Annotated in this window: 7 protein-coding genes and 1 tRNA gene; all 8 read left to right on the forward strand. The window is 51.9% G+C overall.

Features of this window, described 5'->3' with window-relative positions; all coding sequences use genetic code 11:
* On the forward strand, nt 1-657 hold a 657-nt coding region (locus HY768_05385; protein MBI4726642.1), incomplete at its 5' end, for a hypothetical protein.
* A gap of 5 nt (nt 658-662) precedes the next feature.
* Nucleotides 663-3920, forward strand: a complete 3258-nt coding sequence (locus HY768_05390) for an isoleucine--tRNA ligase (GenBank protein MBI4726643.1) — start codon at nt 663-665, stop codon at nt 3918-3920.
* A gap of 19 nt (nt 3921-3939) precedes the next feature.
* Entirely contained in the window at nt 3940-4335 is a 396-nt protein-coding gene (locus tag HY768_05395; protein MBI4726644.1) for a TraR/DksA C4-type zinc finger protein, read from the forward strand.
* A gap of 9 nt (nt 4336-4344) precedes the next feature.
* Complete coding sequence (locus HY768_05400; protein ID MBI4726645.1) at nt 4345-4908, forward strand: signal peptidase II; 564 nt, start codon at nt 4345-4347, stop codon at nt 4906-4908.
* A gap of 300 nt (nt 4909-5208) precedes the next feature.
* A complete protein-coding gene (locus tag HY768_05405) occupies nt 5209-7602 on the forward strand; it encodes an LPS-assembly protein LptD (GenBank protein ID MBI4726646.1) in 2394 nt (797 codons plus the stop codon).
* Between the two features lie 517 nt (nt 7603-8119).
* Nucleotides 8120-9013: a methylated-DNA--[protein]-cysteine S-methyltransferase gene (locus HY768_05410; protein MBI4726647.1), complete on the forward strand. Its 894-nt coding sequence runs from the start codon at nt 8120-8122 to the stop codon at nt 9011-9013.
* Between the two features lie 139 nt (nt 9014-9152).
* Nucleotides 9153-9231 (forward strand) — tRNA-Val (locus HY768_05415).
* 326 nt (nt 9232-9557) lie between these two features.
* Nucleotides 9558-9986, forward strand: coding sequence for a helix-turn-helix domain-containing protein (locus HY768_05420; GenBank protein MBI4726648.1), 429 nt, complete (start codon nt 9558-9560; stop codon nt 9984-9986).
* Nucleotides 9987-10396: the final 410 nt, after the last annotated feature.

Below are 10396 nucleotides of genomic sequence, written 5' to 3' on the forward strand. Positions count from 1 at the left end.
ATGTTGCCGGTGCAAAAAATGATAGGTGGCAGTGTGGGCAAATTGGGGGAAACGTTTTCCGTGCAGATAAGGTTGATTGATTTAAGAACTGCAAGAGTTGAAAAAACGGCCACCCAAGATTGCAACCAGAAAATGGACTATCTTCTTACAGATGAAATGAAATTTATTGCCAACGATATATCCGGAAAAATTGTGCCCCTTGGCGGTGGGTCTGATGGAAATCAACCAATAAAACAAAATATAGTATATAGATATCAATTGGGTGTGTTTAGTATTGGAAGGTTGGACAAATTTAGCAATGGGATTCGTAACGAAATTGAAATACCAGACAGTATTAAAAACCAATTAAGTAATGGTGCCTGGGGTTGGTTTGGGCTTATAGTGCCAGGCGGTACTTTTTACCCAGCACATAAACCATTGCACGGGTTAATATTTCTAGCTGCAGAAGGTGCTTTAATATATTGGGCAAATACAGATGGATCATCACCCGAAAGCCCCGGTTTGTTATTTTTAGAGCTACATTTAGGGCAATGGATTTGGGGCATGGTAGAACTTGGAAAATACAATAAGAAGATATTGGGTAAAAATTATAAATTAGCTTTTAATGTTTATCCTGAAGAAGTCAATATTAAAACAGCTATTGTGCTGAATTTTTAAAAGCAATGTACCAAGACGTTTCCCAAAATCTTGACTTTCCCGAACTGGAAAAAAGAGTATTAAAATTCTGGGAAGACAACAAGACCTTTGAAAAGCTGGCAGCCCGTAACCGCGGCTCGGCAAAACGTTTCCGCTTCATGGACGGGCCCATCACCGCCAACAACCCCATGGGGGTGCACCACGTCTGGGGCCGCACCTACAAGGACCTGTATCACCGCTACAAGGCGATGCAGGGTTACGACGCCCGCTACCAGAACGGCTTTGACTGCCAGGGCCTGTGGATCGAGGTGGAGGTTGAGAAGGAACTGGGCTTCAAGTCCAAGCGCGACATCGAGGCCTACGGCATCGAACGTTTCGTCAACCGGTGCAAGGATCGGGTGGACAAGTATTCCAAGGTCCAGACCGAACAGTCCATCCGCCTGGGGCAATGGATGGACTGGGATAATTCCTATTTCACCATGGCTCCGGACAACAACTACGCCATCTGGCACTTCCTGAAGAAATGCCACGAGCGGGGCTGGATCTACCAGGGCACCGACGTGATGCCCTGGTGCGCCCGCTGCGGCATCGCGCTTTCGAATCAGGAGATCGCCACCGAGGGTTATCAGGAGATGACCCACAAGAGCGTCTATATCCAGCTGCCCATCGTTGGACGGGACAAGGAATATCTTCTGGTCTGGACAACCACGCCATGGACATTGACCTCCAACACCGCGGTGGCGGTGCATCCCGACTTCACCTATCTCAAAGTGCGTCAGGAAGGCAACGTTTATTACATGGCCAAAGGGCGCAAGGAGGTCCTTAAAAAGGACTATGAGACCATCTCGGAGCTGCCGGGCCGGGAGCTGGTGGGGCTGAAGTACCAGGGCCCGTTCGATCACCTGGAGGCCCAGAAGGGAATTGAGCACCGGACCGTAGCCTGGAAGGAAGTAACCGAGGAGGACGGCACCGGTATGGTACACATCGCCCCGGGCTGCGGCAAAGAGGACTTTGCCCTGTCCAAGGTTGAAAACCTGAAAGTGGTGGCACCCCTGGATGAGGCCGGGATATACCTGCCGGGATTCGACTGGCTGAGCGGAAAAAATGTCAACGACGTGGCCGAGGCCATCGTCGAAGACCTGAAGAAACGGGGCGCGCTGTACTACGCCCACAAGTTCACCCACCGCTATCCCGAATGCTGGCGCTGCCATTCGGAGCTGGTGTTCCGCTTAGTGGACGAATGGTTCATCAGCATGGGGCCGGTCTACGACAAACCCTACGATCAGGTGACCGCGGAGGAAAAGAAGAACAGCCTGCGCTACCGGATCATGGATTCGGTCAAGCAGGCCCGCTGGATCCCGGACTTCGGCCTGGACCGGGAGCTGGACTGGCTAAAGAACATGGATGACTGGTGCATTTCCCGCAAGCGTTACTGGGGGCTGGCCCTGCCTATCTTCAAGTGCGTCTGCGGCAACCTTGAAGTGATAGGAAGCTATCAGGAGTTGAAGAAATGCACCGTAGCTGGCTGGGATAAATTCGAAGGGCACACACCGCATCGGCCATGGCTGGATGACATCCGTATATCGTGCAATAAATGCGGCCGAGAGGTGGCTCGGATCCCCGATGTCGGAAATGTTTGGTTGGATGCAGGGATCGTGATGTTCTCCACAATAATGCCTCTGGATAAGTGCTACACCCCGGACAAGGAGAACTCCGGGAAGTATCGATACGATCCTACGCAAGTCTATCCCGAAAATCGGGAATACTGGAAGGAATGGTTCCCGGCCGAGTTCATCACCGAGTGTTTTCCGGGCCAGTTCCGCAACTGGTTCTACGCCATCCTGACCATGAGCACCGTGCTGGAGGGAAAGTCGCCGTTCCAATGCCTGCTGGGCCACGCCCTGGTCAAGGACGAGAAAGGCGAGGACATGCACAAGTCGGCCGGCAACTCCATCCCCTTCGACGAGGCGGCCGGGAAGATCGGGGCCGATCTGATGCGTTGGATGTTCTGCTGCCAAAACCCGGTGATCAACCTCAATTTCGGTTACCACACGGCCACCGAGTTCAAGCGCAAACTTCTGACCCTGCATAACGTTTACTCTTTCTATATCACCTATGCCAAGCTGGACGGATTTGTTCCCCAGGGAAAAAGCCTGGACAAGTGCGAACTGACGCTGCTGGACAACTGGATATTGTCAGAACTGAACCTGCTGGTAAAGGGAGTCCGGGAGAAGCTGGACGACTACGATGTGGCCTCGGCCTGCAAAAAACTGGAGTCTTTCACCGAGGACCTTTCCACCTGGTATGTGCGGCGGTCCCGGCGGCGTTTCTGGAAATCGGAATCCGACTCCGACAAGGAGGCCGCTTATTTTACGTTATATACTTGCTTAGAGACACTGCTGCGTGTCATGGCCCCTATCATGCCGTTCTGGGCCGAGGAGATGTACCAGAACCTGGTGAGGTCGGCCGATCCCAAAGCCCCGGAGAGCGTGCACTTGACCGAGTATCCCTCGGTTGATAAAAAACTGACAGACCAAAAATTGTCCGACGAAATGGCCCTGGTACGCAAGGTGGTCTCGCTGGGCCACGCCGCCCGCAAAGAAGCCAAGCTCAAGGTCCGCCAGCCGCTGGAAATTATGTATGTCGGAAAGATCAATCGTGTTCAATTCGTTGGTATAGCTAAGTACGAAGAAATAATTAAAGATGAAATAAATGTAAAGAAAATAGATTATGCATTAGACATTGATTTCTATCTGAACTGGAAGGTAAAACCTGATTTTACGAAGCTGGGTCCTAAATACGGAAAAGATGCAATTGCAATTGCAAAAAAACTTAGCGCTTTGTCCAGTGATGATATTAAAAAATTCCAACCATACGGTGAAGTGCCAATTGATTTTAATGGCACTATTTTCCAGGTTAATTATAACGATTTCACTAGAGAAAAGGAAGCGCAAGAGGATTACGCGATGCAAGAAGAAAGCGATTATGCGGTAGTGCTAAAAAAACAGCTTTCACCCGAACTTCTATCCGAAGGCTGCGCCCGGGAGCTGGTGCATGGGATCCAGAACCTCCGCAAGGAATCGGGCTTTGAAGTGTCCGACCGGATCACGGTCATATACCGGACGGATCCCGAACTGTCGGCGGCCATCGAAAAATTCAAAACCTATATCATGAACGAGACCCTGGCCCTGAACCTAACAACGGGATCGCCGGAAACAGCCGGGCAGCAAATTCAGATCAACGGCCATCCCATCAACTTAGTAATAGAACAGATAAAACCCTAAGGAGGTATCAAACCCTTAAATGAACAAAAAAGAGCTGCAAAAATACGAGGCCATCCTGCTGGACGAAAGAAAGCGCTTCATCACCGAGCTGGCCCAGATCAAAAGCGAGGGGCTGATGGCCAGCCAGAAGGAATCGGCCGGAGACCTTTCCTCGGCCTCCTATCATCCGGCCGATCAGGGTTCCGACACCATGGAAAAGGAAAAGAGCGTGTTCCTGGCCTCCAGCAAGGGCAACGAGCTTTACGAAATTGACCAGGCCCTAATGCGGGCCAAGGACGGCAAGTTCGGGATTTGCGACAGCTGCGGCAAAGAAGTGGATCCGGCCCGGCTGGAGGCCATGCCTTACGCCCGGTACTGCATCAAATGCAGCCGCCAGGCCGAACAACTGGCCAAGAACGGCAACAAAGAGCAATAAGGGACATTTGTGACGAAGATACGACTGCGCAACCGCATCGTTGTGATTACGGCGACCCTGGCGGTATTTGTGCTGGACCGATGGACCAAGCTTTTGGTGGAGTCCCGCCTGGCCCTGGGAGAAAGCTATGAAGTGCTGGGGAAGGTTTTGCAATTTACCCATATCACCAACAGCAACGGAGTGATGGGCATTTCCTTCGGTCCCTTCAGCCGCTACCTGATGCTGCCCCTTTCGCTTTTGGCCATAACCGCAATAGTTTATTTTTACCTCCGCAGCCAAAGCCGGAGCCTGCTCTCAGCCCTGGCCACCGGATTCATTCTGGGCGGGGCGGCCGGCAACATGCTGGACCGGTTCCGCACCGGGGTGGTGACGGACTTCATAGACTGCGACATGCCGGACATCATCATTCACCCGTTCAAGGCGGGGATCCTGAAATTTCCGGGATTTTATCTGGACCGTTGGTATACCTTCAACATAGCCGACAGCGCAGTGCTGATAGGGGTGACCCTGCTTATTTTTTTTACCATAAAAGAAGAATACCGGGCCAACCACGACCCAGGAACAAAGAAATAACGTATTGTTCAGGCCGGCTTGCCATCACACCAAGCCACAGAGAACGCTAAGAAGTTATCCGCAAATATTATTTTGGATCTGAAGACAGTTGATGAGAAACCGCTTACAGAGAAGCTCTAATAAATTAGATAAAATGGGACACCTTTTATTTGGCAAACTCGCCGCTCAAAGTAATCCATAAAAAAATTCTCTGCGTGTGGCTCTGTGTGAGAAAAAACACCTGATGATATAGTCATAAAACGACGGGCGTAAAATATTTTTTCAATAATGAACAAATTCCGGCGACATAGGCGGCGGCCCTTGGGGTACTGGCCGCTGTTTCTGTTTTTGGCGGCATGGGCTCCGGTGGCCCGTCCTCTTTGGGGACAGGTCACAGCCCAGCAGCCGGGAACGGAGGAGGCCGGACTCCCGCCGGCTACCACTAGCGTCCAGGCCCCGGACTCGTCGGCGGACACCCTAAAGGCCGTCCCGGACAGCGTGGCCGGCTACGGCCAGGGCGGCTGGGACCTGCTTAACGACGATACCGCCACGACCGCCATCCGCTACCAGGCCGACCTGATAGATTACCGGCTGGATCTGAGCCTGATCAGTTTGACCGGCCGGGCCGAGGTGCGGTATAAGGAAATAAAAGTGACCGGGGACAGCATCAGCTTGGACACCAAGAACCAGATGCTGACGGTGGACCAAAACCCGGTGCTGTACGACGGCAACGAGGCCATCAAGGGCGACCGGATGGTTTACGATTTCAAGGCCCGGCTGGGCTGGATATACAACGGCATCACCGATTTCAACCGGGGCCGCTACTGGGGACGCCGGATCCGCCAGGTGGACGACCGGGTGCTGAACATCGACTACGGCCGCTACACCACCTGCGACTGCGATACTCCTCATTTTTACTTCTGGTCGCGGCAGATGAAGATCTACCTCAACGACAAAATAGTGGCCCAGCCGGTGCTTTTGTGCTTCAAGGGGATCCCGGTGCTGGCCATACCGTTTTGGTTCTTTCCCATGCGCAAGGAGCGGCATTCCGGTTTTTTGATGCCCCGGTTCGGCAGCAACAACTATGAGGGAGCCTTCGTAAAGAACCTGGCCTATTATCAGGTGATGGGCGGCCAGTCCGACGCCACGGCCTCGGCCGATTTTCTGGAGAAAGTTGGCTGGCGCGGCAATTTTGAGGCTCGCTACATGATGCCCCCCCGGTTCTCCACCACCTTGAATTTTTCCTACCAGAACGACCGGAACACCGGCTACCGGCGCTGGAGCCTGAACGGGCTATACAGCCAGATGCTGGGCAAGAGGACAAACATCAACGGCAACGCCAATTTCGTCAGCGACCGCAACTATTACACCGATTTTTCCGACAACCGCGCCGTGAGGATGGACCGCAACCTGCATTCCTATCTGGCCATCAACACTCCCTTGTCCACCATCGCCAGCCTGACCGGGGCGGTGGATCATTACAACAATCTTGAGACCAGCACCAAAAGCAGCCGGCTGCCCGATGTTACGGTCAGCCTTTACCGCAAGGATATCATCAAGGGTTTGCTGGGATTCTCCGGCAGTTCCCATTTCTTGGCGACGGATAAGCGGGATACGCTTATGACAGAAAAACACCAAGGCTGGGAGAACCGGATGGATTTAAGCTCCGCCTTCAACATTTTCCGTTGGATAAACGTCAACCCGGGCCTGCATCTTTCCGGGACCTGGTATGACCGGGATACCAGCCAGAACCGTAACGTCCTGCGCTGGCTGTACAGCGAAGGGATGGGAGCCAGCACCACCCTGTACGGGCTGCTCAATATAAAAGGCGGGAAACTTCAGGCCTTGCGCCACGTGGTAAAACCGCAGGTTTTATTCTCCTATTCCCCCAAGATCGACCAGGGCAGGTTCTACGGTTTTTTGGGCGGGGGGCAGGGGGAAAGCAAAACCATGGGTCTTTCCCTGAGCCAGCAATTTCAGGCCAAGTACAAAAAGGACACCACCGAACAAAAGGTAGATCTGCTGACCATCTCCTCCGGCACCAGTTACAATTTTCTGGCCACGGGGGAAAAATGGGGCAGCCTGACCAGTTCCCTGCAGCTCCTGCCCTATGCCAGCCCGTTGGACTGTCAGTTCTCCTGGGAATATAATTTTTACCAGAAGAGGAACCAGTGGGCCCGGCTGGATATAGGCTACAACCTTTCCGGCAAGTGGCTGGGCTGGCTGGAGCCCAAGGACTCTACTGAAGCGTTAATCCCTGCGCCCGATTCCACCGCTATCAGCACCCAGACTGATTCCCTGGCTCAGTCCGCCGCCCTGCCGGCCGATACCTTGATAGCCGACAGTCTCGGAACTGTCTCGAATACCGCCGCCCCGGCCCCCAAGCCGGCCAAGGGCCTGCCCTGGTCCATCAGCCTGGGCTTCGGCCAGAACTGGCAAAAAAACATGGGGGTCACAGGATCCGACCTGACCGGATCGGCGAATTTTAACCTGACCAGGAACTGGAGCATCAGTTACCGGCGCTATTATAATATCAAAACCGGGGAGATGATCTCCCAAGACTATTCGCTGTTCCGGGACCTGCATTGCTGGGAGGCCAGGTTCTCCAGTAGCAAAAGCCGGGACAAGTGGTCATACATGTTCGTGATCCGGCTTAAGGCCATTCCCGAGGTCAAACTGGAAACCAAATCCGGCCGGGTGGTGGGGTATCAATAGACAGAGCAATTTATTTGAAAAAACCTCTGGACAAACTTACTCATAAAATGTTAATCTAATGCGTTAGACACCAACTGCGTGAAATCCTGCCCGTAACTATATTATAAATATTGGGGTGGTGAGAACGTTGAACTACCCCGCCGCCAGCGGGCGGAGTATCTTTTCCCCACTCCCTCGCACGTTACCATTCAAAAAGCAATAGTCTGTTTTTGTAGACTCAATGAGATGTCTGCCCGAACTCCTCTTTATTCGTCATTCGGATTCGGTAACCCCACCGCAAGCGGGCGGGGTATTTAAAATTTTAAAGAAAATGCCGGGGTTAGATAACGCCAAGCTGCTGGCCGAGGGCAAAGCGATAGCAAAGGTCCTTGAAACGGCCGACGCCGAACAAGAGATAATTTGCCAAAGTTGATAAGTAATCTGCGTAAATCTGCGGATGAAAAAGTCCGGGCATATTACTTGAGGTGATTTTCGAAATTGTTTATCTCCTCCATAAAAAATATTACAGGATATCAAAATGAAAAAGGCCGGACCGGAATATTTTTACACCGTTTACCAGTCGCCGTTAGGCCCGTTGTACCTGATAGCCAGCAGCAGGGGCATTGTGGCCCTGCGCTTTTCCAAGCAATCTTTTGACCAGATGCTAAAAAACAAATATTTTGCCGGGGCAAAACCGGTAAAATCTGAGCAGCAATTTAAATCAATGACCAAGCAGCTGGACGCTTATTTCAAAGGCCGTCCGGTTAAATTCGTCTATAAGGCGGACATCTCATTCGGCACCAGATTTCAAAAAGCCGTCTGGCAGAAACTGGCGGAATTGCCGCCGGGACAGCTTATTACCTATGGAGCCTTGGCCCGGGAGATAAAAAGGCCCAAAGCTTTCCGGGCGGTGGGCCAGGCGGTGGGGGCCAACCCCCTGCCCATCATCATCCCCTGCCACAGGGTGATCTCCTCCAGCGGCAGGCTGGGTGGTTTTATCGGGGGCATCGGCTTAAAGAAAAAACTTTTAAAACATAGAGGAAATAAAAATATGATCCAAAGCCAGAGCGGATCCGAAAGGCGGAGGTTCTTGCGCCTCCCGGTGGAGATCAAGGTTCATTTTAAAGCTCTCAAGGAAGGGGCGCTGGATGTCAAAGGGTTAAAACCGGCCCGGGCCAGGAACCTGAGCACCGGCGGAGTGCTTTTCTCCGCGGTTAAAAAAATGACGGCCAACGAGGTGCTGCAGATGAGGATCAATTTCATCCGATCGGGCCAGCCGGTAGAAATGGCGGCCATTGCCAGGGTGGCCCGCTGCCAGAAAGCCAAAACCGGGTATAACGTGGGAGTGGAATTCCTGCAGGTCTATTCCGAGGACCTGAAAACCCTGAAAAATTTCATTGACCGGAAGGCCAAAACCCAAAAGCAACTGTAAAAATTGCTTTCCAATTTTATAAGAGATATTGTATAATTATCTATGCAACAGAGTTAGGATATATCTTGCCCGCGAAACACGCTAAAATTAAAATATTTTTCGGGTGTTTTGCGTTTTTTACGGGGAAAATGAAACTTAAGGGCGATTAGCTCAGTTTTGGTTAGAGCGCTTCCTTGACATGGAAGAGGTCACAGGTTCGAGTCCTGTATCGCCCACCATAGAGGATTTGGGGTTATGGATTTATCCGTAACCCTTTCGTATTTAGCAGGTATAGCAGGTTCAAAGGCACGGGATAGTTTCCTCACGGAGGGAGCTATTTTTTGTTGCCTCAAACACGGGAAATCGCGTAAACAAAGGCTTTCGGGCACTTATCAAGGGATTCAAGGATAACATGTAGGCAGCATAACGTTTCTCTTCCATGTCACCTATCAGGAAGCGATCTTTGCCCAGGTCTGCAAAGCTAAACACCTTCTCGGCCGATTTATACTGAGTTGCAATTTACATATTACATGTGGTATAATCTCTAAAGAAAGAAATTATTACTTTGGAGATAACCATAAGAAAACCAACGTCACTTCCAGAAGGATCAAAAGAACAACTGCTTGAACTACCGAAAGGAACGAAAACAAAATCTGAATTTCAACGGGTTCAATGCGTATTACTCCGGGCCGCCCTGGGTTTAACTCCAGAACAAATAGCTGAATTCCTCGGTTGGCATCCTGTTTCGGTGCGCCGGGTTCAAGCGGCCTACCTTAAACAAGGACCGACCGCCTTACAGGTTTTAGAACGCGGCGGCAGATATCGCGAGAATATCAGTTTGGTTGAGGAAACTGAATTACTCAAGCCGTTCTTGGCACAAGCCGAAGCTGGGGGCATTATAGCTGTTACCGAAATCAAAACCGCATATGAAAAACACCTCGGGCATGCCGTGCCGCGATCAACGGTCTATCGCATACTGGAGCGACATGGCTAGCGGAAATTAGTTCCCCGCCCTAAACATCCCAAAGGGGACCCGGCTGTTCAAGATGCTTTTAAAAAAACTTTGCACAAACCCTCAGCCGAGAGCTTCGGCAAAAACCGGCACAGTATGAAACCGTACGGGTGATGTTTCAAGACGAGGGTCGGTTTGGGCGAATCAACGCCCCACGCCTGCCCACGGCCCTGCAAAGCGGAGCCTCGCCTTTAGGCGGGGCATGGCGTGCCGAAACGCACTCTGGCCTGCCTGCGCGTAGCCGCTTCGGCATAGGCAGGCGTGCAGGCACGGCGGTGTTGGGCGCCCAAAGGGATCAGGCCTACTGTTGGTTCCCAGTTAGTACGGGAATATACCTATGTGTATGCCGCAGCCAGTCCGGTTGATGGAGTGATGGACTCGTTGATCCTGCC

It is taken from the genome of candidate division TA06 bacterium (genome assembly GCA_016208585.1).
In the GTDB taxonomy this organism is placed as follows: domain Bacteria; phylum Edwardsbacteria; class AC1; order AC1; family EtOH8; genus UBA5202.

Bases quoted from the DNA above. Each gene is read 5' to 3' on its own strand.
- HY768_05390 (MBI4726643.1), top strand. From the start codon at position 663: ATGTACCAAGACGTTTCCCAAAATCTTGACTTTCCCGAACTGGAAAAA.
- HY768_05395 (MBI4726644.1), top strand. From the start codon at position 3,940: ATGAACAAAAAAGAGCTGCAAAAATACGAGGCCATCCTGCTGGACGAA.
- HY768_05410 (MBI4726647.1), top strand. From the start codon at position 8,120: ATGAAAAAGGCCGGACCGGAATATTTTTACACCGTTTACCAGTCGCCG.